The organism is Proteiniphilum acetatigenes DSM 18083 (assembly GCF_000380985.1).
GTDB classification, from domain to species: domain Bacteria; phylum Bacteroidota; class Bacteroidia; order Bacteroidales; family Dysgonomonadaceae; genus Proteiniphilum; species Proteiniphilum acetatigenes.
This window is the reverse complement of sequence record NZ_KB905694.1, coordinates 453154-479773: the sequence shown is the minus strand read 5'-3', so window position 1 is coordinate 479773 and position 26620 is coordinate 453154. Positions and strand designations below refer to the sequence as shown.

The window sequence follows — 26620 nt, the reverse complement described above, 5'->3', positions numbered from 1 at the left end:
CAGCTCCGGTTCTTAACTCATATGCAGGCCTGTTATCGCTGCTTTAGCCCTCAGCCTGAAATATAACTGTTTTTATTTCTTCTTTTTCTAGTTTCTGGTTGTACAATAACCTCCTCTCTGTTTCGGGCTGCAAAGGTAAAAATAAAATTATAAATATCAATGGTATATGTGGTTGAATTTTTTTATTCGTTTTCTTCATAATAATACGAATAGTCAATTCCTCTTATAAACATTTCACGGCTGTTGTTTCATCCGACTTATAAAGATAATCACTAATATATATACAAATATTTTGAAACAAAAACCGCAGTAAATCAAATGTTTACTGCGGTTTGATACTATTTGATTATCGATTGTAATCGTCTTTACTTCACTTCCTCGAAGTCTACGTCTGTGACGTCGTCGTTGGGCTGGCTGTTAGCCTGCGACTGCTGGCCTGTGTCTGCTCCGGGTTGCGGGCCGGCTTGTGCATTGGAGGCATTGTACATGTCCTGCGATGCGGCTTGGAAGGCTGTATTCAACTCGTTGGTTGCTGCGTCGATACCTTCGAGGTTCTGTGCTTTGTGGGCTTCCTTCAGTTTGGTGAGGGCTGCTTCAATCGGTGCTTTCTTGTCGGCAGGTATCTTGTCGCCCAGATCTGTCAACTGTTTTTCAGTCTGGAAGATGAGTGAGTCCGCATGGTTCAGCTTGTCGATGCGTTCCTTCTCTTTCCTGTCGGCTTCGGCATTGGCAGCAGCTTCCTCTTTCATCCGTTTGATCTCATCTTCACTCAGTCCTGAAGAGGCTTCGATACGGATCTTCTGCTCTTTACCGGTAGCCTTGTCCTTGGCGGAAACGCTCAGAATACCGTTGGCATCGATATCGAAGGTCACTTCGATCTGAGGTACTCCACGCGGTGCAGGCGGTATACCGTCAAGGTTGAATACGCCGATCTGTTTGTTGTCGCGTGCCATGGAGCGTTCACCCTGCAATACATTGATCTGTACGGAGGGTTGGTTGTCAGCCGCAGTCGAGAATGTCTCGCTCTTCTTCGTCGGGATTGTGGTGTTAGCGTCGATCAGCTTTGTCATCACGCCACCCAGCGTTTCAATCCCGAGCGAAAGCGGGGTTACGTCCAGCAGAAGTACATCTTTTACTTCTCCTGTCAGCACGGCTCCCTGGATAGCAGCACCAATGGCAACTACCTCATCGGGGTTTACTCCTTTATGCGGTTTCTTTCCGAACAGTTTTTCCACCATATCCTGTACAGCGGGTATACGAGTGGAACCACCTACGAGGATCACTTCGTCGATATCGGAGTTGGTTAATCCGGCATCTCTCATTGATGTCAGACACGGTTCTTTACATTTCTGCAACAGATCGTCGATCAGTTGTTCGAATTTAGCACGTGACAGCGTTTTTACCAGGTGCTTTGGTATACCATTTACCGGCATGATGTAAGGCAGGTTGATCTCGGTACTGGTAGCGCTTGAGAGTTCAATCTTTGCTTTCTCTGCAGCTTCTTTCAGACGTTGAAGCGCCATCGGGTCTTTACGCAGATCCACTCCTTCATCCTTCATGAATTCATCAGCAAGCCAATCGATAATGCGATGGTCGAAATCGTCCCCTCCCAGGTGGGTGTCACCATTGGTAGATTTCACTTCGAAAACACCGTCACCCAATTCGAGGATGGAGATATCGAACGTACCACCACCGAGGTCGAATACGGCCACTTTGGAGTCTTTGTTCTGTTTGTCGAGTCCGTAAGCCAATGCGGCGGCTGTCGGCTCGTTAACGATACGACGAACAGTGAGTCCTGCAATTTCGCCGGCCTCTTTGGTAGCCTGACGTTGCGCGTCGCTAAAGTATGCCGGTACGGTAATTACCGCTTCTTTTACCTCTTGTCCGAGATAGTCTTCGGCTGTTTTTTTCATCTTCTGCAATATGATGGCCGAAATTTCCTGCGGCGTATAAAGATGGCCGTTGATATCCACACGTGGAGTGTTGTTATCCCCCCTTACTACCTTATAAGGTACACGTCCGATCTCTTTCTGCACCTGGTCGAAGGTTTCCCCCATGAATGTTTTAATGGAGGAGATTGTATTATTGGGGTTGGTAATGGCTTGTCGCTTGGCAGGGTCACCCACTTTGCGTTCGCCGTTTTCCATAAAAGCCACCACCGAAGGTGTAGTCCGTTTTCCTTCATTATTGGGGATTACAACGGGTTCGTTGCCTTCCATAACGGAAACACACGAGTTGGTTGTCCCTAAGTCTATTCCTATTATTTTTCCCATAATTTATTGTGTTGTTATTTTTATGATTTATTTCCTGTTTTAATTTGTTTGTCAAAAATCCTCCGATCATCGGTGGTCTGTTTTTTAACTCATTATTCCTTTTTCAAATGTTGTGCCAAATTTTTGAGGCGATGGCGTTTCTGCCAATATGACGGTTTTAATTTTATACTTTCGTGGTCTTCATTTAAAAAATAATCTCTATCTTTGGTGAATAAAGTTTAAAAGTGGTAAGGTTTTTTGCTTGCCCTGTTTATATAAAAAAGATAACAATTCTAAATCCAAGCGCTATGTATATACAACAAGACCTGGAATTACTGCGTGAAAAAGGAATCACTCAGGATCAAATCGATACGCAACTGAATTATTTTGCTACAGGATTTCCCTATCTTTCTATCGTAGCTGCAGCTTCCGTAGGGAAGGGTATAATGAAAGTGGGAGAAGAAGAGGAAAAGGTGTATCTGGATGCCTGGCAGGATTTCCTGAGTAGGGGAAAAAAAGTGACAAAATTTGTACCGGCTTCCGGGGCGGCCAGTCGTATGTTTAAGGACCTATTTGCCTTTTTGGATGCTGATTATGATGTGCCGACCACGCCGTTTGAGAAAGAATTTTTCGATAGGATTCAACAATTTGCATTTTTTGGCCCGCTCGATGAGACATGTAAGAATTTATTTGCAAAAGATGTGGAGACATTGTGCCAAGAAGGACGATATAAAGATATAGCCTCGGCATTGCTTGATGCGGGAGGAATGGAATACGGAAATCTACCCAAGGGATTGCTCCTCTTCCACAAATATCCCGAGGGGAATCGGACTCCTGTAGGAGAGCATCTTACCGAAGGAACATACTATGCCAGGAATAAAGCCGGAGAGGTGAATGTGCATTTCACCGTGTCGCCGGAACATAAAGAGATGTTTGAATTATTGGTGGCAGCCAGGAAACTAAACTACGAATTCAAACTGGGCGCAACCTTCTCGGTATCATATAGTATTCAGAAACCGAGTACCGATACCATTGCTGTGGATATGAACAATGAACCTTTCAGAAATGAGGATAACTCCCTCCTGTTTCGCCCCGGTGGACACGGTGCGCTGATTGAAAACCTGAACGATATCGACTCTGATGTGATCTTTATAAAAAATATCGACAATGTGGTTCCTGACAGGTTGAAAGAGAATGAAGCACGTTATAAAAGGTTGTTGGCAGGTGTTCTTGTCACCATGCAACAACGTACACATGCTTATCTGAACCGGCTGGAATCAGGAGAAGCTACTGCGGAGGAACTGGCAGAAATGCTGGCTTTTACCGAGAACGAACTGTCGATCTCTCATCCTGGAGAATTTGCTTCGGAGGATGAACTGAAAAAATACCTGAAGAGGAAACTCGACCGGCCTTTCCGGGTCTGTGGGATGGTGAAAAACCAAGGAGAACCAGGGGGCGGACCTTTTATAGCTGTCAATCCCGACGGAACCGCTTCTCTTCAAATACTGGAAAGTTCCCAGATCGATAAGAATGATCCCGCTGCAATGGAGGCATTCAGGAACGGGTCCCATTTTAATCCCGTGGATGTGGTGTGTGGCGTGAAGTGCAATCAGGGAAACAAATACAATCTGACAAAATTTGTGGATCGGAATACCGGATTCATATCCTACAAATCGAAGAACGGAAAAGAACTGAAAGCGTTGGAACTGCCCGGATTATGGAATGGAGCTATGAGTAGTTGGAACACTATTTTCGTGGAAGTGCCTGTTTCCACTTTCAATCCGGTGAAGACAGTGAATGACCTGTTACGGCCGGAACACCAGTAAGGGGAGCTATATCGGTTCTTACACAATATTTTTCAAAAAAAGCCGTTTACAGCCAAAACGACAGGCTTGAAATTTCGTATTCTATATACTTTGTTGGCTGCGGTGTGGCTGCTGCTCTCGTGTGATCAGGCAAGACTGAGTGTCGCACGGGAACAGTACTTGCGTGGGGAATATTATGCCGCAAGCGAGACCTACCGAAAATTATACCGTAATGCACCCCGTGAGGAACGGGTACAACGGGGAATTATAGCCTTTGAGATGGCAGAGAACTACCGCAGGCTTAATCAGTCTGCCCGGGCCATAGCCGCTTACACTAATGCTATCCGTTACGGGTATCCCGACACCATAATGTACTTTCACTATGCCCGGATGTTGCATCGGGAAGGGAACTACGAGGATGCGGCTGACGCATACTACCGATTCCTGACATTCCGGCCGGATGATCCGATGGCGCTGAGCGGACTTCGTGGTGTGGAACTGGCAAAGGAATGGAATAAAAATCCTACGCGATATATTGTAGAGAGGATGGAATTGTTCAATTCTAACCGGGGGGAGTTCAGTCCGATGCTTTTGCCGGGGGGAGACCGTCTCTATTTTGCTTCTTCGAGGGAAGAGTCGCTTGGTGAAGAGAACAGTCCCATTACCGGAATGAAATACAACGACCTTTTCCGTTCAGTCAAAAATGTACACGGGGAATGGCAGCGGCCGGAACGGATAAATTCGGGTGTCAACACCGGGAATGATGAGGGTACCCCTTCTTTTTCTCCGGATGGGGAATGGATGTATTATACTTTCAATGGTGTTGATCCCAACCGGCCTACTACTGCAAATATCTATCTTTCCCGATGGGTGAACGGTAGATGGGGTGAAGGTATACCTTTGGAGATTGTGAAGAATGATTCGTTGTCGGTTTTTGCTCACCCGGCAATTTCCCCGTCGGGACGTTACCTCTATTTTGTTTCCGATATGTCGGGCGGCTACGGCGGTAAAGATATCTGGCGGGCAGCAATCGGAAATAATCATGAGATCCTTTTTGTAGAGAACCTGGGATCGGATATCAATACGCCAGGTGACGAGCTTTTTCCCTATCTGCGAAATGATACCACACTCTATTTCTCTTCCGACGGGCATCCCGGAATGGGTGGGCTGGATATGTTTATGGCAGTCGCGTCTGGAGGGGAGACTGGGAGACTGGGAGACTGGGAGAGAGGGCGGTGGCGTGTGCGTAACCTGCAATCTCCCCTTAACTCGCCGGCTGATGATTTTGGAATCACATTCGAACCGAAAGGAGAGAAGGGATTTTTTAGTTCTAACCGGAATGATGTGCGGGGGTATGATCATATCTACTCTTTTGTTTATCCCGAAGTAACCGTCTGGATAGAAGGCTTCGCAGTGGACCCGGAGGATGAATTTATCCCGGGGGCTATTGTGACCGCGGTGGGAAGCGACGGATTGCAATTCCGCTTCGTGACCGGAAGGGAAGGGGAATACCGCTTCAAGGCCGATAGAGGAGTGGATTACCTGCTGATGGCTTCTGCTGATGGGTTCCTCAATCAACGGCAGAGATTATTGACTGACCCTGCAGAAAAGGATACACTCTACTATGTCGATTTTGAGATGATACCTTATAACAAACCGGTAATATTGGAAAATATATTTTACGACTTCGACAGCGCCACTTTACGACCGGAATCGAAAGAAGAACTGGATATGCTGATAGCCCTGCTCAACGAACATCCATCTGTTACCATAGAACTTGCGGCTCATACCGACCGGAAAGGTTCGGATGAATATAATCTCGACCTCTCCTTCCGTCGTGCACAATCGGTAGTGAACTATCTCATCGCTCACGGTATCGACTCACAACGCTTGTCTGCCCACGGTTTTGGTAAAACCCGACCGGTGAGAGTGACGAAAAAGATAGCGGAACAATTTGATTTTCTGAAAGAGGGAGATTTACTGACCGAAGAGCTTATTAAAACCCTTACAACTGATCAACAAGAGATTACCGATCAGATCAACCGGAGGACATCATTCGAAGTGACCGATCACGAATTCGGATTGCATTAATAACCTGCAGAACCTAATATGTTCGAAAGGATTTTACTACCTTTGGAACATGATTTTTGTAACGAACATACAATATATCTCTAAAGTCAGGACAAATGCAGTGTAAGTTGATCGCAGTGTTATTTCTTATGGTTAGCTCATTCAATCTTATGGCGTTTATACCCTTTACCGAAAGAGAACGGGAAATCATCCATAACGGAGATGGGGAGACTCCTTTTCGTGTGCTTCAGGTGACTGATCCCGTTGATTCGTTGGTACTGCGTATGAAATCCATGGATGTTGATCCGGATTCAATTGTAAATGACGAAAGCCTGCAATTGCTGATCCGTCGGCTGATCGTGACAATGCATGTATCCGGCGGGGTAGGTATCGCTGCACCCCAGGTGGGAGTGCTTAAGAATATATTCCTGTTTACCCGTTTGGATCTTCCTGATGAACCCCTACATGTTGTTATCAATCCCAAAATAGTCAATTTCCCGAAAGATACGGTCTGTTTTGAGCGTGACGGTTGTCTTTCTATTCCCGATATACGTGCAAATACGCTTCGTTTGCCCTGGGTGGACGTAGAATATTGGGATGAAAAGGGGGATTTTCATCGTGGCCATTTGGAAGGATATAGCAGGGACGATAGTTTTACTGCCGTGATCTTTCAACATGAATACGACCATTTGCGGGGTATATTATTCACGGATAAAATTTGTCCGGAAACAGAACCGGGATGGCAATAGGGTAAAAGAAGCTTATGTGTAAGATATCTGAGTGTTAGAGGATATGAGTCGACGGGAAATGTATTGTTGGCTGGTGATCCTGTTTTTTACGGTTGCAGGGATATCTCCGCTTTCCGCGCAGGAGTTGAGTGCTTTTGTAAAAGTGAATAGCTCCAGGGTTCAGGGCGCCAACAGGCAGGTGTTTGATACTCTTGAAGAGGCGTTGCGGACTTTTATCAACGGGCGTAGATGGACGGACAGCCAACTTCTGGGGGATAAACGGATAAATTGTTCTTTCACATTGGTTATTACCGAGGCACTTTCTTCCGGATCCTTTAAGGGTGAGTTGTATGTGCAGTCGTACCGACCCGTAGAGAACAGTGACTACAGCACTCCCATGCTGAATGTACGCGACACGGAGATGGAGTTCGACTATACCGAGCATCAATCTTTGCAGTTTGATCTCAATTTTATTCAGGGGAACCTGACAGCAATCATCGCCTATTATACCTATCTGATTTTGGGGCTCGATCTTGACTCCCGCTCTTCGTTAGGTGGTACATCTTGTTTCCGCAATATGGAACTGATTGCTGTCAATGCGCAATCCTACGGATGGAAAGGGTGGGATCGCCGCAGTAACCGGAACCGTTCGGCTATCGCCGTTGCTTTTAACGACGGGGCACTGGAAGGCTACCGGCATATGTGGTTCGATTATCACCGGCAGGGATTGGATGTGCCGGCCGGAAACGGTGAACCGGGATCGGAAAAAATAGTTTCTTCAGTCCTGTTCTTGTCGGCGCTGCAAACGAAACGTCCGACCAGCGTACTGATAAAGCTTTTTGGTGATACTAAACTCGAAGAGATGGTAAATCTTCTTTCCAAAACTGATGCCCGGGAAAGGAGACAGGCACATGAGGCCCTTTTGAAATTATATCCCGCCCGTAATACTGAATTGGGGCGGTTGAGATAAATAAAGTATATGTTAAAGTCGTTATACATACAGAATTTTGCATTGATCGATTCTCTCAGGATCGGATTCGATCCCGGTTTTTCAGTGATCTCAGGTGAGACGGGGGCGGGCAAATCGATTATCCTTGGCGCACTCTCACTGATCCTCGGGCAACGTGCCGATGTGAAGCAGATCAAGCAGGATGCCGAAAAATGTGTCATAGAAGGGATTTTTGACGTCTCGGCCTATGATCTTGCGCCTTTTTTTGAAGAGATGGATTGGGTGTATGAAGGTGATGAGTGTATTCTTCGACGGGAGATATGGGGTAACGGGAAATCACGTGCTTTTGTGAACGATTCGCCTGTATACCTGAACGACCTGAAAGGATTGGGAGACAGGTTGATCGACATCCACTCCCAGCACCAGAACTTGTCATTGAACGATAATCTTTTTCAGTTGAATGTGGTGGACTTGCTGGCCGATACAAAGATGGAGCGTGCCGACTATGAGGTGGCGTATACTGCGTATCGTGCCTCGGAAAGAGCATTGAACGATCTCCGGGAGCAATCCCGTAAAAACCGGGAAGAGGAAGACTATCTCAGATTTCAATATACTGTACTTGCGGAAATGAACCTGCAACCGGATGAACAGGGGCAACTCGAAGAGGAATTGGAGGCGGTTGCACACGCCGAGGAGATCAAGACAGGGCTTTTTACTGCCACGGCACTTCTTTCAGAAGAGGAGCGGAGTGTGGAGTCACTGTTGAGGTCAGTAGCAGATACACTCCATAATGTACAACGGTTCTATCCAAAGTTATCTGAATTGGTGGCCAGGGTAGATTCTGCCTTTGTCGAACTGAAAGATGTACGTGAGGAGATAACCGGGTATTTTGAAGAGGTGGAGTTTGATCCCGGTCGCAGGCAATTGCTGGAGGAGCGATTAGGCGCTATCTACGACTTGCAGAAGAAACATTCCGTCACTACCGTGGAAGAGTTGATCGCTTTGCGTGATGAAATGGGACGGAAACTGGAAAATATTGATTCGCTCGATGAACGGCTGCAGGCATTAGAAAGAGAGACAGAAGAGAAGCAGAAAACAATGATGGCGAAAGCCGGCCTGTTAAGTGAAAAGAGAAAGAAGGCTGCGCCTCGTATTGAGAAGGAACTGGTAGAAAGGCTCGCTTACCTGAGGATGCCCAATGTGAGGTTTCAGTGTGATTTCAAATCCAAAAATATCCCTGATACTACAGGTACCGATACTGTTCAGTTCCTTTTTTCGGCCAATAAGAATGTAGTGCTGCAGCCTGTTTCGCAAATCGCTTCGGGTGGTGAGATGTCGCGTCTGATGTTGTGCATCAAGGCGATGATCGCAGGGGCGACTTCACTACCGACCATCATCTTTGATGAGATCGACACCGGAACCTCGGGCGAAGTGGCTGACAGGGTAGGAGCTATCATGGAAGAGATGGGTACCAGAATGCAGGTAATCGGTATCACACATCTTCCGCAGATCGCTTCCAAAGGAACAGCACATTTCCTGGTGTATAAGGAGGATTTGGGCAATATCGTAACGACAAAAATAAAAGAACTGGCTCCCGAAGAGCGGGTGCAGGAAATTGCCCGCATGCTGAGTGGTGCGGAAATCACGGAACAGGCAATCGAAAATGCCAAGGTGATGCTGAACAGAAATTGAAATATGAAGGAAAAAGAGATGATCTTCGGCATTCGTGCCGTTATTGAAGCGGTAGAGGCCGGAAAAGATATAGACAAGGTGCTGGTAAAGCGCGAACTGTCGGGTGAGTTGTTCATGGAGTTGCAGGAGCAGCTCCGCCGTTATGAGATACCTATGCAGAAAGTGCCGGTGGAACGGATAGACCGTATCACCCGCAAGAACCATCAGGGTGTAATCGCGTTCACTTCGGCTGTCACCTATCAGAAGCTGGAAAATATTGTGCCGTTGCTCTATGAAGAGGGCAAAACCCCGTTTATCTTAGTATTGGACGGACTGACCGACGTGCGGAATTTCGGCGCTATCGCGCGTACCTGTGAGGTGGCAGGTGTGGATGCCATTGTAATTCCTGCCAGGGGAAGCGTATCTGTGAATGCCGACGCGATAAAAACTTCCGCTGGTGCGTTACATTCTATCCCGGTTTGCCGGGAGAATAGCCTGAAGGAAGCAATCGGCTTTCTCAAAAACAGCGGAATAAAAGTAGTGGCTGCTACGGAAAAAGCCGCTTCTTTTTACACCGAATCCGACCTTTCTGTGCCGGTCGCCATTGTGATGGGATCTGAAGATACAGGTGTCGCTCCCGAACATCTTCGCATTTGCGACGAGCTGGTGAGGATACCTCAATCCGGAACAATCCAGTCACTCAACGTATCAGTTGCGGCTGGAGTATTGATCTATGAGGTGGTTAGACAGAGGAGGTGATGATTTGTTGATGTGATGATTAATGGCAATGCGCCAATATGCCAATCCCGATGAATCGGGACAAGTAGTGAATAATGAGACTAATATGAAAATGTGGAGAGAAAAGTGGAAAAGTGGAAGAGTGAAAAGGTGAAAAAGGTAGAAACCGGAATAAGATTCTCAACTTCAGATTTCTTTACTTCTCCACTTCTTCACTTCTTAGTTCCAACTTCTAATTTCTAACTTCTAACTTCAAAAAAATGAAAAAAGTTATTTCAACAAACAATGCGCCTGCGGCAATAGGGCCTTACAACCAGGCTATTGAAGCGAATGGGATGTTATTCCTGTCGGGAATGTTACCCATTGATCCATCGACAGGAAATATTGTATCCGGCGGTGTGAAAGAACAAACCAGTCAAATCTTCAATAATATAGAAGCAGTGCTGACGGCAGCCGGAGCCACTATGGATAATATTGTGAAAACGACGGTATTTATGGATGATATGTCGCTGTTCACAGAGATGAACGAAGTATATGGCAGCCGTTTTAGTGGGACTTTCCCGGCTCGCTCGGCTTTTGCCGTGAAAGCACTTCCGAAAAATGCGCTGGTAGAAATAGAAGTAATCGCCGTCAGATGAAGACTCTAGGGAATGTTATCTGGGTGGTATTCGGCGGTTTTTTTATCGCCATTGAATACCTGTTGGGGAGCGTCGCACTGATGGTTACCATCATCGGTATTCCTTTCGGACTCCAATCGTTGAAACTGGCCGAAGTGGCACTATGGCCTTTCGGGAAGAAAGTCGTGCAAAAAGATACATCCTCGGGATGCCTGTCGTTTCTGATGAATGTGATCTGGTTTTTTGTGGGAGGGATTCCCATTGTGCTCACCCATCTGCTGTTCGGTTTGCTGTTTTATATTACTATTATCGGTATTCCTTTCGGAAACCAGCATTTTAAACTGATGAGTTTGGCGCTCACTCCTTTCGGAAGAGCGATCGTAAATAAGTAGTAGGGCCGGTTGCTCCGGTTTTATCTGATCGGTGAATAATCCCCTTTATTCGAATACTGCCGGGAGATTTTCCTCCTCTTTCTCTTCAGGTGGATCTTTCTTTACCATAAAGGCGCTGATCTCCCATAGCATGTATATAGGTATGGTCACCACGAAAAGGGAGAAGGGATCTCCCGAGGGAGTGATAAGCGCCGCAGCTACGAGGGAGCCTACGACGGCATGGCGACGGAATTTTCGGAAAAAAGAACGGTAGATCAATCCGAGTTTTGACAACAACCAAAATACCAGCGGCAGTTCAAATACCAGTCCCATGATCAGGATAAGGGTATAGAAGTTGTTCATATAGGAATCGAGCGAGATTGAATTCTCAATGGATTCGCTCAACTCAAAAGTGATAAGGAAGCGGAATATCAGCGGGAATACAATAAAATAGCCAACTAAGCAACCTATTATAAACATGAACCCCCCGAACCCGAAAGCGGTCTTTATCCCTTTTGCCTCATTCTCATAAAGTGCGGGGCTTATAAATTTCCATAGTTCATATAGTATATAAGGAATGGTACAGAGTACACCAAACATCAATGACGTAGAGATATAGGTCATAAATTGCGTGGTCATGTTGATATTAAGCATCCTTACGGCAAAAGCATCTGCAGAGAAATCAGGTAGAAAAGGAAGGTATTCTCCTGCTTTTTCAAAGAAACGGTAAGTAATAAAATCGGACGAGCGGGCAGCAAGTATGACGGAGTCAAAAATATGGGGGATAATGATAAATCCTATGACAGAGAAAGCAATCACAGCGATGATAATACGTATAATGGTCCATCGGAACTCTTCCAGATGATCCCAAAAAGACATTTCTTTCTCTGACATTTCTATCTGCGCTATATAATAGACATGTAAACATCCGAAGACAAACGGATTTTACCAGTTTTGCCTTCGAAATGATAAACTCTTATGGTGCTGATAATAGCATGAAAGAAGAACCCACCGGAATGATCTGACAGGTTTCTTCCGCAGCTATTTAATTATTTGATGATGAATTATTTTCTGTCGGTTCAGCCTTAATATCTTCCTCAATATCTTTTAATCCTTTTTTGAAGCTATTGATGCCTTTCCCGAGACCTTTCATGAATTCGGGTATTTTTTTTCCTCCGAAAAGAATCAGGATAACCAAAACTATGATAGGTATTTCCCACCCGTTTAAGTTGATAAGTAATGGATTCATAAGTGTAATATGTTTAATTTGTTTATACTTTTCGGTTGCTACAAGATGCAAATATAGAACTTATTTATGGATATAGGGAGAAATATTATGATAAAGTTTTAAAAAATGTGCCGGGTCTGTTTATGGATGTTCCAAAATGAGAATCAGGTCCATATAAATGGGCAGGTGATCGCTGAACCCTCCTATATAGCGGGGTCCAACATTTGTCCTGTGTGGTTTCTTGCCATAATACCTCTCATCATCTTCTAACAGGAAACCGGCTTTGAAGATATGTGCTTCATTGCTCTTCACGTGAATGCAGCTTTCTTCCATTAAGAGATTCCCACTGACAATAAACTGGTCGAGGATCTCCCATTTTCCTTGATATTTATAAGTGCCACATTCAGGTTCTTTTGTCCGATGACGGAAAAGGTTGTATAACTGATCCCTTTGGAGCGGTGACAGTAGGCTTTTTGCTCCCAATATTTGAGAAAGACTTTTATCATCAGGATGATCGTTAAAATCGCCCATAATGACAATACGGGCGTTCTCACGGCGAATAAACAGGCTGTCGACTTTGTTTTTCAGAAGGGTTGCCGCCTCTATGCGTGCGGGTTCACTCTCTCGTTGTCCACTGCTACGGGAGGGGAAGTGACAGACAAATATATCGAGGATATTGCCGTTGAGTACTTCTCCCGCAACATGTAGAATGTTGCGCGTCGGCCTGATATTTTTACGGCTGAACTTTATCTCGTATTCGCAGGTTTGTAGCGGTTTGAATTGATGGCGCTGATAGAGTAGCGCTACGTCAATTCCCCGGTCATCAGGTGAATCGGTAATAATATAATCGTACTCCTGTACCCGCAGTGACGACCGTTTTGTGAGGTCGAAAAGCACAGAATCGTTTTCTACCTCGCACAACCCGACCAATGCCGGAGATTGCATACCACCGACAGCCGTAATCACACGGGTAATGTTGCGCAGTTTTTCCCAATACTTCCACGGTGTCCACCGCATAAAACCATCCGGCAGGAAATCGTCGTCCTCTTTTAACGGATCATCAGAGGTGTCGAACAGATTCTCGACGTTGTAGAACATAATGCGAAAATCGTTCTGTGAAACGATCCCTGCCGTGTAGGTCGTTAGTAATAAGGTGGCTATTAAGAAAAACCGCATTGTTTACTTTTCTGCGGGCATATTTTCCAGGATTTTCACCAGGAAATCCCAGAATTTACCCACCGAAGATATCTTCATTTTTTCGTCGGGTGAATGCACATCTGTCATGTCAGGCCCTATCGATATCATGTCGAGGTGGGGATATTTCTCAAGAAACAACCCGCATTCGAGACCTGCATGGATCGCCTTTACTTTAGGGCTTTTACTGAAGAGCGCTTCGTATTCTTTTTGCGCCAGCTTCAGGATATTGGAGTCGGGATTGGGTTGCCATCCGGGGTATCCGTCATTGTGAATTACCTTTGCCCCGGCCAGCTCAAATACCGATGATACCATATTCACCACATATTCTTTTTGAGACTCCACAGAGCTTCGCTGGCTGGTACCTATTTCTATCAGATGATGATCGAGCATTTTGACGGATGCCAGATTGGTGGAAGTTTCTACCAGTCCGGGGATATCGTAACTCATGCCGATAACGCCGTGCGGACAGGCATACAGTGCATTGATCAGTTTCTCTGTAATCTTTCTATTGATCACTTTCGACGGGATCTGTACCGACTCAAGGTGAATGTCGAGGCCGGGATCAGTATGTTTATATTCCTCCTGTACCTGAGCGAGGAAAGTGTTTAATTTCACACGGATATCCTCCTTGTATTTCTCTTTTACTCCCAGGAGTGCATGTGCTTCGCGCGGGATGGCGTTATGTAGGTTTCCACCGCCGATTTCCGATAAGACCATGCCATATTTTTTTCGTGTAATGGAATGCAGAAAGCGGGTGAGTATCTTGTTGGCATTACCCAGTTTTTTGTCGATATCACTGCCTGAATGTCCCCCGCGCAGGCCTTTTACCTGTATCCTGAACCAGAAATATTTCTTTGGTACATCTTTTTCCTTGTATTTGAAATAGGCTTTCGTGCCTTTTCCCCCGGCACATCCTATATAGATTTCACCTTCCTCTTCAGTATCGAGATTGATCAGGATATTACCTGTGAGAAGATTTTTGTCGAGAGAGTTGGCTCCTGTCAGACCTGTCTCTTCATCCACAGTGAAAAGCGCTTCAATCTTGCCATGTGCAATATCATCTGCGGCCAGCAGCGCCAACTGGGCGGCTACCCCTATGCCGTTATCGGCTCCCAGCGTGGTGCCGTTGGCCTTTATCCAGTCGCCGTCGATAATTGTCTCTATGGGATCATTCTCAAAATCGTGCGTCACATTTGAATTTTTCTCGCAAACCATATCCACATGCGATTGCAGGATTACTGTGGGTACATCCTCTTTGCCGGGAGTGGCCAGTTTGGTTATCAACAGATTGCCGGCTTTGTCCTGTTTGGCCTCCAGATTGTGCTGGCGGGCAAAATCGAGTAGATAAGCAAGAATTCTCTCCTCTTTTTTAGATGGTCTTGGAATCTGTGTAATCTGGTAAAAATAGTTCCAGATGACGGAAGGTTGTAAATCTGTAATCATCATATCATTTATTTTAGATAGCTTATAGAGTTGGTAAAAGTACAAGAAAAATGGTGCATGGACAAAAAATTTAGTATCTTTAATCCGAAAAAATGCGGTTTAATTAGCTAATTAGACTATCTTTGCGGCATTAAAAAGCACCATTATGATAAAAATACTCATTATAGGCTCAGTTATCCTGTTCGTCGCTATTCTGTTGATGGGGATACGTGTTTTCTTTACCAAAAAAGGAGAGTTTCCCAGTCTCCATATTGGTGATAGTAAACCATTGCAAAATAGAGGGATTCATTGTGCCACATCTCAGGATTCGGAGATGAGCAGAAGAGAAAGTCCGATAGAAAAAATGTTGAAATCAGAAAATATTTAAATCTTTCAAAAATGAAGAATTCTACTCTTTACATCGTCAGCGGTGTGTTGGCGGTCGCAATCATTATTCTTTACATCTTACATTTTACAACCAAACCATCCGTTAACGGATCCACGGGGAAAAATCTTACTACTTTGTTGAACGACTCTTCCTTTACATTGCCTATAGGGTATGTGAATGTGGATTCGCTTCTGATGAATTACAATTTTGCCAAAGATCTCAACGAATCGCTGTTGAGAAAGCAAGAGAGTACCCGTGCAACGTTGAATCAGAGAGAAGGACAGATTCGTTCTGCTGCTACCGATTTTGAACGCAAATTACGCAATAATGCTTTCTTAAGCACGGAAAGAGCACAGCAGGAACAGAACCGAATAATGCAGATGGATCAGGAATATCAACAATTAGCAGAACGGTTGACTCAGGAGTTCCTGCTGGAACAGGAAAAACTGAATATCCAGATGGAGGATACTATCAAGGCGAGGATGAAAGAGTTCAATCAGAATAAACATTATGAAATTATCTTCAGCAACAGGACGACGAGCACGATTCTGCTTGCTGATGAGAAGTATGATATTACTAATGAAGTGATTGAATTTCTGAACAGCAAGTACGGTCCCGCCACGGCAACTACTACTACGGGGAAATAATCAATTTCCGACCGATTTCAGGACAAACAGAGGGGGGTACATCACCATGTGATTCTACCCTTTTTTTATTTTATGTAGAAATAAGAAGTTTGTGTTAAGAAGGGGGATGAGAATCGAAAATTGAAAATTGAAAATGGACAGTGGATAATTGGCAATTGGCGATATCCCAAATCCAACATCTCAAATTCCAAATAGTCTCGGTTCTTGGCTATTGATTCTCAATAAATTGATCGGATGAAGCACTGGGAAGCTTATATCAAAAGGCAGAAGCCGGAATACCTGTGTACCATTATTCCGCCGGAGACAGCGGCAGATATTGTGGTGGTGATTCCCTGCTACAACGAACCTGCTCTATTTGAAACATTGCATAACCTTCGTACCGCTGATCGTTCGGATACAAACGTGTTGACAGTTATTGTATTTAACTCGGGAGTGCTTGCCGATAAGGATGTCGTAAAACAAAACAGGATATCGTATGATGAAACCCGTTTGTTTGCCGACCGTTACAATGAACGAAGTTTTTGTTTTTTCCCGTTATTGTTTGAAAATTTACCAAGGAAACATGCAGGAGTGGGGTTGGCACGAAAAATAGGAATGGATCTGGCAGTAGAGCATTTTCTTTGTAATGGGAAATCCCGCGGTGTGATTATTTCGTTGGATGCCGACTGCACGGTATCAGGCAATTTTCTGACAGCCATCCGGGAGGCTTTCTCCTGTGATAAATCCCTGAATGGTACTATCCATGATTTTCGTCACCGGGTGGAGGAGGATAGCGCTATGACGGAAAGCGCTGCAAGACAGTATGAAGCCTATATCCGTTATTTTCGTTCGATGCTGGAATATGCTGGGTTCCCATATTATTGGCATACGATTGGTTCTGCTTTCGCCGTTTCAGCAGATGCTTATGTACGTGTAGGAGGTATGGGACGTCAGCAGGGTGGTGAAGATTTCTACTTCCTGCAAAAAATATTTGCGCTTGGAAATATCCGGGAACTGAAAGAAGCACGGGTCTTTCCGATGGCACGCCTTTCCGATCGCGTTCCATTCGGAACCGGACCTTCGTTACAAAAAATTATAGATGAGCCCGATGGTAATATGAGGGCTTATTCAAAGAGATCGTTTCGGGAATTGAAGCAGCTCTTCGACATGAAAGATGAATTCTTCGGGAAAGATCCCCAATCGGTTGAGATAATGATTACAACATTACATCCGTCACTACAACAATTCCTGAAAGAGATCGATTTTTCGGCGCTTATTGGGGACTGTAACGCGAATAGTGCTTCTCCGCCCACATTCAGGAAACGATTCTTTCATCATTTCAATGCTTTCAGGATTATCAAATATCTCAATCAAGTGCACCCCTATCCTTTTCCGTATGAGAGTTTTGCTTCTTTAATTGACAAATATTAGATCTTGTTTTGCTGTTTGACTGATATTTTGTAATTTTGCGTTCAAAATGTAAGTGTTTGCTGTCATACTTCTAAAAAAGGAATATTATGTCGGTTCTTAACGGAGTTGAAATTATCAGTGCTTTTCTGGTCTTGTTCGCAATCATCGATGTGACGGGTGCGGTTCCTATTTTTCTGAATCTGAGGAGTCAGAACAGGACAATCCATCCGGAAAAAGCAGCATTTTATTCACTTATAATTTTAGTAGGCTTTTTATTCATCGGGGAGTGGATCTTGAAACTCTTTCAACTCGATATCTCCGCTTTTGCCGTTGCTGGAGCTGTGGTATTGCTCATCCTCTCCATTGAAATGATTTTTGGAGTGGAGATATTCAAGAACGATAATACCTCTACGGATAACTCCTCTACATTGTTCCCGGTAGTGTTTCCACTGATTGCCGGGCCGGGAAGTTTCACCACATTGCTTTCCATGCGGGCGGAATTCCATGTAATAAATATTATTATTGCTGTGGTTCTGAACCTGGCTATCGTCTATCTGGTACTGAGATATCTCGACCTGGTAAAGAAACTGTTGGGAGAGAGTGGCGCTTATATTCTTCGTAAATTTTTTGGAGTTATTCTGATGGCTATATCTGTGAAATTGCTTACTTCCAACCTGTCAGCTCTTATCTCAACAGTGAACGGTGTGGGTGCATAGTTAGCATTATCAGTTTTTTGACCCAACTATTTCGTTAAGCTAGATGTGCAAACTCAAATTTGTTTGAAGTTTGCCATAGCGAGAATTGAAAATCGAGGAGCGAAGGCGACTCAAATAGTCTAATGTAATTGAACTTTCTCTCTGCATACACCCTTAGATAGCAAAAAAACAGCTATATTTGCAAGTCGAAATTGTGACAGGTTCATCAATTAGGATTTTCAAATTAATCTATTTATAAAATTCAACAACATGAGAATTGTAAGTGTTTTAGGACGGGAAGTTTTGGATTCAAGAGGTAATCCGACCGTTGAAGTGGATGTGTTGACAGAATCGGGTGCGTTTGGACGTGCCGCCGTTCCATCTGGTGCTTCCACAGGAGAGAACGAAGCTTTGGAACTCCGTGACGGAGACAAAAGCCGTTACCTGGGAAAAGGTGTGTTGAAAGCCGTAGCAAATATCAATGATACTATAGCGCCGGCTCTGCTGGGGATGAATGTGTTGGAGCAAACCCAGATCGACGCCAGATTACTTGAACTGGATGGTACAAAAACAAAGTCGAACCTTGGTGCAAATGCACTTCTGGGTGTATCTCTTGCAGTAGCTAAAGCTGCAGCCAATTATCTCGGCCTGCCGCTTTATCGTTATATTGGTGGTACCAATACCTATGTATTGCCTGTTCCTATGATGAATATCATCAATGGTGGATCCCACTCTGACGCTCCCATTGCATTCCAGGAATTTATGATTCGCCCTGTAGGCGCCAATTCCTTCAAAGAGGGATTGCGTATGGGTGCCGAAGTATTCCACGCGTTGAAAAAAGTACTTCATGACAAAGGCCTCAGTACTGCTGTTGGTGATGAAGGTGGTTTTGCTCCCAACCTTGCAGGTGGAACTGAAGAAGCTCTGGAATCTATCCTGACCGCTATCAGAAATGCCGGTTACGAACCGGGTAAAGATGTGATGATCGGACTCGACTGTGCTTCTTCAGAATTCTACAAAGATGGCGTATACGACTATGCTAAATTTGAAGGTGCAAACGGTAAAAAACGTTCACGTGAAGAACAGGTGGCTTATCTGGAAGAGCTGATCACAAAATATCCTATCGACTCTATTGAAGATGGTATGAGTGAAAACGACTGGGAAGGATGGAAGCAACTGACCGATAAGATTGGTGACAGATGCCAGTTGGTCGGTGACGACCTGTTCGTGACGAATGTTGAATTCCTTGAGAGAGGTATCAAAGAGGGTTGCGGAAATTCTATCCTGATCAAGGTGAACCAGATCGGAACACTTACCGAAACGCTGAACGCTATTGAAATGGCACACAGAAACGGATATACCAGTGTAACTTCACACCGTTCAGGTGAAACCGAAGACGCTACTATCGCCGATATCTCTGTGGCTACCAACGCCGGACAGATCAAGACCGGTTCTTTAAGCCGTTCAGACCGTATGGCCAAGTACAACCAGTTACTCCGTATTGAAGAAGAACTGGGCGACCGTGCCGTTTACGGATATAAGAAGATCAGATAATAATTTTCTTGATACATACTACAATGTGAGCCATCCTTCGGGATGGCTTTTTTATATCTGTACTTAAACTGAGTAATGGACATGGATATCTGAGAGATAATAGTCGGTGTTAATTGACTGATTAGTTAGAATTAATGCAGGGACACATCATAGATCAGTTTAAATTATTATATATCTTTGTTTCTGGTATATTACGGGTAATTCAATACGGCGGATATCAAAAGAGTCGCAGGACAGAGTTTCTCAAAGTTCTACTAAATGGAAATAAATTATGACGAATAGTTTCAACAAAAAAGTATTTGCAGGAATATCAGTCTCTATCTCTGTGTTTTCTTCTGCGTTTGGTCAAGAGAACCAAAGCAGTCCCAACGTCATCATTATCATGGCAGATCAGCTACGTGCCGACTTAATGCAGCGTGAAGGATATCGTTTAAACACAATGCCTTTTGCCGATAGTTTGGCAGAGAAAGGGACGTGGTTTAACCGGGCATATACGGCCGCTCCGGTGAGTGGCCCGGCCAGGGTATCCATGTTAACGGGAAGATTTCCCAATGCAACCCATGTGCGCTCCAATCACAATATTAGGGATGCTTTCTATACGAAAGATCTTTTTGATGTGGCCGGGGAGCAAGGATATGCAACTGCTCTTATCGGGAAAAATCATTCTCATCTTTCTTCCGACCGGGTAGATTATTGGAGTCCTTATAATCATGACGGACAGGATTCAGAAAATAAAAGTGAGATAGGTAAGGTGTTTGATAAATATTTAAAAACGCTGGATATGTATGCCGATATGAATCCTTCTCCATATGGTGTAGAAGCTCAATTGCCGTATCGCATGGTAGATGACGCTTCACATTGGATCGGTTCCTTGTCGGACAAACCTTTTTTGATGTGGTTTTCTATCGCAGAACCACATAATCCATACCAGACATGTGAGCCTTATTATTCTATGTTTCCTCCCGAATCATTGCCTCAGATGAAGAGTAGTGCTGAGGATATGAAAATAAAGGGTGAAGAATACCTCTTACTTTCGGAGATGATGGAGCAGGGCCATGTCGGTTATCAGGAAAATTTGCAACGTCTGCGTTCAATTTATCATGGAATGTTACGGATGATCGATGATCAAGTGGCCCGACTTGTGGATGAATTGAAGAAAAAAGGTGTATATGATAATACTATTATCCTATTTATTGCAGACCATGGTGATTATGTAGGAGAATACGGTTTGATGAAAAAAGGAGTGGGGCTGGATGATGTCCTGGCCCGTATCCCCATGCAATGGACCGGACCCGGAATAAAATCTTCCGCAGATCCTCACGAAGCCCATGTAAGTATTATCGATATTTTCCCTACAATATGTGAAATAATGGGTGCCGATATTCCGACCGGAGTACAGGGCCGTAGTTTATTGCCCTTGTTGCAAGGGAAAGAATATCCTGAAAAAGAGTTTGAGAGTGTGATGGTTCAGGATGGATTTGGAGGAATGTACTATACCCGGAATGACGCTACGGATTATAAGGAAGAAGGAGCTGTCGGAAAAGGTTTATTCTTTGACGAATTGAATACATGGACACAAAGCGGTACCATGCGTATGCTTCGTAAAGGCCACTGGAAGTTGGTGTATGATATGGATGGAAACGGACAGCTCTATAATTTGAAAGACGACCCTTCTGAACTGGATAATCTCTTTGAAAACCGGTCTTCTGAAAGTATTAAAAACGAAATGATCGAGAATTTATTAAGATGGGAAATATCGGCGCAGGATCCTATTCCGGTTCCGAGGCAACGATACCGATTTAAAAGAAACGAACACAATTATTTATTCGCTCATTGAAAAATCCCTAAAGGTATGCAATATAGGAAAGGATTCTGTGCCGAGTCCATATCACCAAAATATTGTTCCTTATTTAGTTTTTTTCTGTGAGTGGAATTTATATAGAGCCACACCATATTAAATCTCTTCGATCATTCCGACCATTCCGATTTATTATCTTATTGTTTACCAATGACCTGAAGTAGCAATAAGAGGAGATGTTGAAAAATAAGTCAAATAAAAAATCCTAATAATTTTTGGGAAATGGTTCAATCAATTACCTTTGCGGGGAATTTTACCAAAATAAATAAAGAATTATGCAAGCATTATTAACAAACATCAATGAACAAATCAAGTTGTTTCAGGAAAACGCTGCTCAACAAGCAGAGAACAATAACAAAGCTGCTGGTGCTCGTGCACGCAAGGCTTCGTTAGAACTGGAAAAACAATTGAAAGCTTTTCGTAAAGCGTCGATCGAAGCTTCCAAGTAAGATTGATTAAGTTCAATAAAGTTTTGTAGATTGTCCATCTCCGGGCAATCTTTTTTTATTTATTGTAGAACAATTATCCTCCTTTCAAAAAAACTAAATAAATGAGGTTGTCAATTTTTCGGTTGTGTTTGGAATAGTAGAATCGTAACTTTGCAGTTCGAATTTGCAATTAAACAAAATATGGCTACTCATTTCCAATATGGGGAAAAAGAAATTGAACACTTAAAAAAGGTGGATAAACGATTAGCGGCGGTTATCGATCAGGTTGGCATGATAGAGAGGACAGTCAATCCCGACCTTTTTTCCGCGCTTGTACATTCTATTATCGGACAACAAATTTCGACCAAAGCACACCAAACCGTTTGGGAACGGATGCTAAAAGAATTGGGAGAAATTACTCCTTCTGTTATCGACAGTCTTCCGTTGGAAAAATTGCAGAAATTCGGTATTACATTCAAAAAAGCAGATTATATGAAATCTGTTGCACGAAAAATTACAGCGGACGAATTTGATATAGACTCGCTTCATTCCATGCCGGACGAAGAAGTCTGCGCCAAACTTTCCGAATTGAACGGTATTGGCATATGGACTGCTGAAATGTTGATGCTCTTTTCCATGCAGCGTCCCAATGTGTTAAGCTATGGCGATTTGGCTATTCTTCGTGGATTACGGATGGTGTATCGACATCGAATAATTGACAAAGTAAAATTCAACAGGTACTGGAAACGCTATACGCCTTATGCTTCTGTCGCAAGCCTGTATTTATGGGCTGTGGCAGGCGGAGCGGTTGAGGGAATGAAAGATTATGCGCCTAAAAAGAAAAAAATCATGAATAAAGAAAAAGTAGTCAGAAAGCAGGATACGATTCCTGTTTGAGAAATATCATGTTACAGTAGCTTCCGTTGTTCGGGAATATATGAATAAGGACAGAAAGGAAGCTCCCCGGGATTCAAACGATTATTTGATATAAAAGATGGAAACGGAAAAAGAAGTATTCTATAAAGCATTCCTTGAAAGGGATAGTTCTTTCGAGGGCGTATTCATTGTCGGAGTAAAAACAACACGTATATTCTGTCGACCCACTTGTCCTGCCAGGCCCAAAATAGAAAACGTAGAGTTCTTCCCTTCTGCGAAAGAAGCCATGCTTAACGGTTACCGACCGTGTAAAGTCTGTAAACCGTTGGAAAAATTGGGAAATCCGCCTGACGGCATTAAACAATTATTGAAATACATGGAAGAAAATCCTACGGTTAAAATAAAGGATGCCGATTTGCAGGAAATGGGATTAGAGCCAAATCAGGTGCGCCGGTGGTTTTTAAAAAACTACAAACAGACATTCCATGCTTACCAAAGAATGTATCGGGCGAACAGTGCCTTCCAACGTATCCAATCCGATCAGAATGTAACGGACGTTGCCTTTGATTCGGGTTATGATTCTTTGAGCGGGTTCAACAGCATGTTCAAAAATATTATAGGTACTTCTCCGCAAAAAAGTAAAGACAAGCGTGTAATCAACGTAACATATGTTGAAACCGATTTGGGACTGATGATTGCCGCCGCGACTGAGAAAGGTATCTGCATGTTTGAGTTTGCCGACTATAAATTGATAGATTTGGAATTAAGACAATTGGGAGAGGAATTCAATGCTCCGCTTATACAGGGCGACAATCCTCATTTTGACACGCTTCGAGAGCAATTAAATGAGTATTTCAGGGGAGAGCGAAAAGATTTCAATATCCCGCTGGACTTGGCAGGTACGGAATTTCAAAAGAAAGTGTGGCTTAGCCTGTTACAGATACCGTATGGTTGTACGACCACCTATGGAAAACAAGCAGAAGCTTTAGGGAAACCTTCTGCTGTAAGGGCTGTTGCCAATGCCAACGGCAAAAATAAAATCTCTATCATTCTGCCTTGCCATAGGGTTATCGGAGCTGATGGTACACTCACGGGATATGGCGGAGGAATGTGGAGAAAAAAGAAGTTATTGGAGTTTGAAAAAGAGAATATGACAACTTCCCATTAAAATCATGGAAATTATTATTATCTCATTATGCGCATTTCTTGTCGCCATCCTTACTTTTTTTTCGGGTTTCGGGCTTGGAACAATCCTTACACCCGTTTTTATGGTTTTTTTTCCTGTCGATCTGGCTATAGCCCTTACAGGAATAGTCCATTTCTTCAATAATATCTTTAAGTTGTTACTTGTCGGCAAGCATGCCAATAAGGAAGTATTGCTCCGTTTTGGTATTCCCGCCATAATAGGTGCTTTTATAGGAGCATGGCTGCTGTTGAATATTTCCGGTCTGGAACCTCTTTTCATTTACGAAGCTTTTGGAAAGATAATCGAGGTCTATCCTGTAAAATTCATCATTTCCGGTTTGCTTATTATTTTTGCAAGTCTTGATTTAATACCTTATTTCGGAAAATTACAGTTTGGGAAAAACAAACTTCCCATCGGCGGGGCTTTGAGCGGATTCTTTGGCGGACTATCGGGGAATCAAGGAGCTTTGCGCAGCGCTTTCCTTATTAAAGCGGGCCTCTCCAAAGAAGCATTTGTTGCGACTGCCGTTGTTGTGTCGACTTTTGTCGATTTTACCCGCCTGAGTGTATATGCTACACGATTTACCCAATCGGGATTGGTTGATAATCTGCCTTTGGTTATTAGCGCCACACTTGCGGGAATCGCCGGGGCATATATCGGAAACAAGCTTTTGAAAAAAGTCACATTGAAGTTTTTGCAGGGAACTATTGCGATCATGCTGATCATTGTATCATTGGCTTTGGGAGCCGGACTGATTTAATAAAAGACATTATTTTCTATGACGAAATTTCCATCAAGCTAGTGGAGATTCACAAATATCATGAAATCAGGACTCTATGATTCATCACCAAACTGGTGACGAATTAGAAATGATGCAAAATGGCGTATACCGGAAAGAAACATCAGTCTAAACATGCAACAATATGGTATAGAGGTATATTATAGTTAAATAATCTATAAATTTCAGAAGTGCCTTGTAATATTTTAGCCAAGTTATCCGACTAACTATTCAAAAAGAGTCAGGACATGGAAAAAGAGTTTATCGAATTGATTAATACACATCATGGAATATTATGGAAAATCTGTAATGTCTATTTTTACGGTAGTTCCTACAAAGAAGATTATTATCAGGAAATACTCATCCGGTTATGGAAAGCCTTTCCGAATTTTAAAGGGCAATCGGCTTTTTCCACATGGATGTACCGTGTCGCCTTGAATGCTGCCATTGATATTCTTCGCAAGCTAAACGTTCAGCCGGAATGTGTCGGGCTGTCGGGGAAAGAGTATGACAAAGCAGACAATGCAGAAACAAGGTCGGGGAATTATGATAAGCTTTATTGTGCCATCAGCACCCTGCCGGAAGCAGAAAAGGCTGTCATACTGCTATATTTGGAGGAATACGAGTATAAAGAAATTGCAGCCATTACCGGTATTTCCGAAATCAATGTCGGTGTTAAAATCAATCGAATAAAAAGTAAACTGAATAAAATCTTGAAAAATGGAAAAGAATAATTTGAAATTGATGTGGAAGGCAATCAATGCCGGAAACAGTTTCGATGAAAAAAAGAATATTGAGGAAATTATTCGCAAGAAACATTCTAAGGCCATTGCAGAAACATTATATGGCCAAAAATTAAAGTGTGGGGTGTATGCCTGTGTCCTCGTTATTTTTGCAGCATTGATGACCTATGCTTTCGGTTATCTGGGATTACATTTGTCCTTTAGCTCTATTGCTCCGCTTGCGCTGGCTGGCTTGTTTCTTTTTATCAAAACCATTTTAGAATGTAGTCGATTATGGATACTGGTGGGTAGATGGGATGACCAACCTTTGAAAGAGTCCTCCCGGCTGTTCCTGCAAAGATTGGAGCGGATCAAGATGATTGATTTTCTGTTAGCACTTGTTTATTGTTATGGTTGGGCAATAGCCATTATCCGGATTTTGATCCGGGATTATGAAGGACTAAAAGGATTATCAGTTTTTGTAGTGATTCTTATCCTGTTACTCCTTTTGATCCCCTGGCTGATTAGATACCAGCACAACAGGAGGTACAAAGATATGTATACTAACCTGAATCAATCAACTGATTTTTTCAACAACTATTTTTAAGTTGGTTAAAACGAAACACCCGACTAACACTTTTTTGATGTGAAATCGGGTGTTGTTTTTCAATATGTCGATATTCAGCCTTGTTGTAGGTGTAGGCCTTAATACCATCTATCAGCTATATTTTTAATCTAAAAAGTAAAAGACCCCAATCTGACTGGAGCATTAAGCGGACATAAAGAAGGAAGTAAAGCCTTTGCACGATACCGGACGATTGATGACGATATGAAAAAAGAATTAATCGGGATGTTGGAATAAATCAGTACATTTGTAGAATATAGGATGCGCCTCGGGCAAGTTCAAGCGAGCTTGGCTTATCTCTCAGCTTTCACTATATTTGTGTTAAACTTCAGAACGTAACATGATTACAAAAGATGAAATAAGAGCCCTGTTGAAAGATATTGAAAACGAACGTGTAGAAAGAACAATATCAACAAAAGATACCGA

At 43.4% G+C, this 26620-nt stretch carries 25 protein-coding genes; 20 read left to right on the top strand and 5 right to left on the bottom strand.

Annotated features, from left to right (window positions below; genetic code table 11):
* Positions 1-365: 365 nt before the first annotated feature.
* Positions 366-2273: a molecular chaperone DnaK gene (dnaK, locus tag F597_RS0106420; protein WP_026327193.1), complete on the bottom strand. Its 1908-nt coding sequence runs from the start codon at positions 2271-2273 to the stop codon at positions 366-368.
* Between the two features lie 287 nt (positions 2274-2560).
* Between dnaK and F597_RS0106415 the strand changes: the two genes are divergently transcribed.
* From F597_RS0106415 to F597_RS0106380, 8 genes are all read left to right on the top strand, one after another.
* On the top strand, positions 2561-4078 hold the full coding sequence (locus F597_RS0106415) for a DUF4301 family protein (protein WP_019538904.1): 1518 nt from the start codon (positions 2561-2563) through the stop codon (positions 4076-4078).
* 66 nt (positions 4079-4144) lie between these two features.
* On the top strand, positions 4145-6148 hold the full coding sequence (porE, locus tag F597_RS0106410) for a PorE family type IX secretion system protein (protein WP_019538903.1): 2004 nt from the start codon (positions 4145-4147) through the stop codon (positions 6146-6148).
* Positions 6149-6297: 149 nt separating this feature from the next.
* On the top strand, positions 6298-6876 hold the full coding sequence (locus F597_RS0106405; protein ID WP_139224170.1) for a peptide deformylase: 579 nt from the start codon (positions 6298-6300) through the stop codon (positions 6874-6876).
* A 43-nt stretch (positions 6877-6919) separates the two neighbouring features.
* Positions 6920-7825 (top strand): type IX secretion system protein PorD, encoded by a 906-nt coding sequence (gene porD, locus F597_RS0106400; protein WP_019538901.1) that lies wholly within the window; start codon positions 6920-6922, stop codon positions 7823-7825.
* A 9-nt stretch (positions 7826-7834) separates the two neighbouring features.
* Positions 7835-9496: a DNA repair protein RecN gene (recN, locus tag F597_RS0106395; RefSeq protein WP_019538900.1), complete on the top strand. Its 1662-nt coding sequence runs from the start codon at positions 7835-7837 to the stop codon at positions 9494-9496.
* Between the two features lie 3 nt (positions 9497-9499).
* Positions 9500-10234: a 23S rRNA (guanosine(2251)-2'-O)-methyltransferase RlmB gene (gene rlmB / locus F597_RS0106390; RefSeq protein WP_019538899.1), complete on the top strand. Its 735-nt coding sequence runs from the start codon at positions 9500-9502 to the stop codon at positions 10232-10234.
* A 239-nt stretch (positions 10235-10473) separates the two neighbouring features.
* Positions 10474-10851: a RidA family protein gene (locus F597_RS0106385; protein ID WP_019538898.1), complete on the top strand. Its 378-nt coding sequence runs from the start codon at positions 10474-10476 to the stop codon at positions 10849-10851.
* Positions 10848-11222, top strand: a complete 375-nt coding sequence (locus tag F597_RS0106380; protein WP_019538897.1) for a YccF domain-containing protein — start codon at positions 10848-10850, stop codon at positions 11220-11222. The genes F597_RS0106385 and F597_RS0106380 overlap by 4 nt, the downstream gene beginning before the upstream one ends.
* A 45-nt stretch (positions 11223-11267) precedes the next feature.
* Here the strand turns inward: F597_RS0106380 and tatC are convergent, their stop codons facing one another.
* The 4 genes from tatC to F597_RS0106360 all read right to left on the bottom strand — a co-directional run bounded on the left by tatC (position 11268) and on the right by F597_RS0106360 (position 15072).
* Entirely contained in the window at positions 11268-12095 is an 828-nt protein-coding gene (gene tatC / locus F597_RS0106375; protein ID WP_026327190.1) for a twin-arginine translocase subunit TatC, read from the bottom strand.
* 151 nt (positions 12096-12246) lie between these two features.
* Entirely contained in the window at positions 12247-12450 is a 204-nt protein-coding gene (locus F597_RS0106370; RefSeq protein ID WP_026327189.1) for a Sec-independent protein translocase subunit TatA/TatB, read from the bottom strand.
* Between the two features lie 120 nt (positions 12451-12570).
* Positions 12571-13605, bottom strand: a complete 1035-nt coding sequence (locus tag F597_RS0106365; protein ID WP_026327188.1) for an endonuclease/exonuclease/phosphatase family protein — start codon at positions 13603-13605, stop codon at positions 12571-12573.
* Positions 13606-13608: 3 nt separating this feature from the next.
* Complete coding sequence (locus F597_RS0106360; RefSeq protein WP_026327187.1) at positions 13609-15072, bottom strand: aminoacyl-histidine dipeptidase; 1464 nt, start codon at positions 15070-15072, stop codon at positions 13609-13611.
* Between the two features lie 142 nt (positions 15073-15214).
* Between F597_RS0106360 and F597_RS0106355 the strand changes: the two genes are divergently transcribed.
* The 12 genes from F597_RS0106355 to F597_RS0106300 all read left to right on the top strand — a co-directional run bounded on the left by F597_RS0106355 (position 15215) and on the right by F597_RS0106300 (position 26176).
* Positions 15215-15436, top strand: a complete 222-nt coding sequence (locus F597_RS0106355; protein ID WP_019538892.1) for a hypothetical protein — start codon at positions 15215-15217, stop codon at positions 15434-15436.
* Between the two features lie 11 nt (positions 15437-15447).
* Positions 15448-16083 (top strand): OmpH/Skp family outer membrane protein, encoded by a 636-nt coding sequence (locus F597_RS0106350; protein WP_019538891.1) that lies wholly within the window; start codon positions 15448-15450, stop codon positions 16081-16083.
* Between the two features lie 234 nt (positions 16084-16317).
* Positions 16318-17493, top strand: coding sequence for a glycosyltransferase family protein (locus F597_RS0106345; protein WP_019538890.1), 1176 nt, complete (start codon positions 16318-16320; stop codon positions 17491-17493).
* Between the two features lie 86 nt (positions 17494-17579).
* Positions 17580-18188: a MarC family protein gene (locus F597_RS0106340; RefSeq protein ID WP_019538889.1), complete on the top strand. Its 609-nt coding sequence runs from the start codon at positions 17580-17582 to the stop codon at positions 18186-18188.
* Between the two features lie 249 nt (positions 18189-18437).
* On the top strand, positions 18438-19721 hold the full coding sequence (gene eno, locus F597_RS0106335; RefSeq protein WP_019538888.1) for a phosphopyruvate hydratase: 1284 nt from the start codon (positions 18438-18440) through the stop codon (positions 19719-19721).
* 271 nt (positions 19722-19992) lie between these two features.
* The gene (locus F597_RS0106330) at positions 19993-21558 is read left to right on the top strand and encodes a sulfatase family protein (protein WP_019538886.1); all 1566 of its coding nucleotides are present in this window, start codon (positions 19993-19995) and stop codon (positions 21556-21558) included.
* A 296-nt stretch (positions 21559-21854) separates the two neighbouring features.
* Positions 21855-22028, top strand: a complete 174-nt coding sequence (locus tag F597_RS0106325) for a hypothetical protein (protein WP_019538885.1) — start codon at positions 21855-21857, stop codon at positions 22026-22028.
* Between the two features lie 231 nt (positions 22029-22259).
* Positions 22260-22904, top strand: coding sequence for a DNA-3-methyladenine glycosylase family protein (locus F597_RS0106320; RefSeq protein ID WP_245541999.1), 645 nt, complete (start codon positions 22260-22262; stop codon positions 22902-22904).
* A 97-nt stretch (positions 22905-23001) separates the two neighbouring features.
* Positions 23002-24051, top strand: coding sequence for a bifunctional transcriptional activator/DNA repair enzyme AdaA (locus tag F597_RS0106315; RefSeq protein WP_019538883.1), 1050 nt, complete (start codon positions 23002-23004; stop codon positions 24049-24051).
* 4 nt (positions 24052-24055) lie between these two features.
* Positions 24056-24829, top strand: a complete 774-nt coding sequence (locus F597_RS0106310) for a sulfite exporter TauE/SafE family protein (protein ID WP_019538882.1) — start codon at positions 24056-24058, stop codon at positions 24827-24829.
* A 266-nt stretch (positions 24830-25095) separates the two neighbouring features.
* Positions 25096-25581: an RNA polymerase sigma factor gene (locus tag F597_RS0106305; RefSeq protein ID WP_019538881.1), complete on the top strand. Its 486-nt coding sequence runs from the start codon at positions 25096-25098 to the stop codon at positions 25579-25581.
* Positions 25568-26176, top strand: a complete 609-nt coding sequence (locus F597_RS0106300; protein ID WP_019538880.1) for a hypothetical protein — start codon at positions 25568-25570, stop codon at positions 26174-26176. The genes F597_RS0106305 and F597_RS0106300 overlap by 14 nt, the downstream gene beginning before the upstream one ends.
* The last annotated feature ends 444 nt before the right edge of the window (positions 26177-26620 follow it).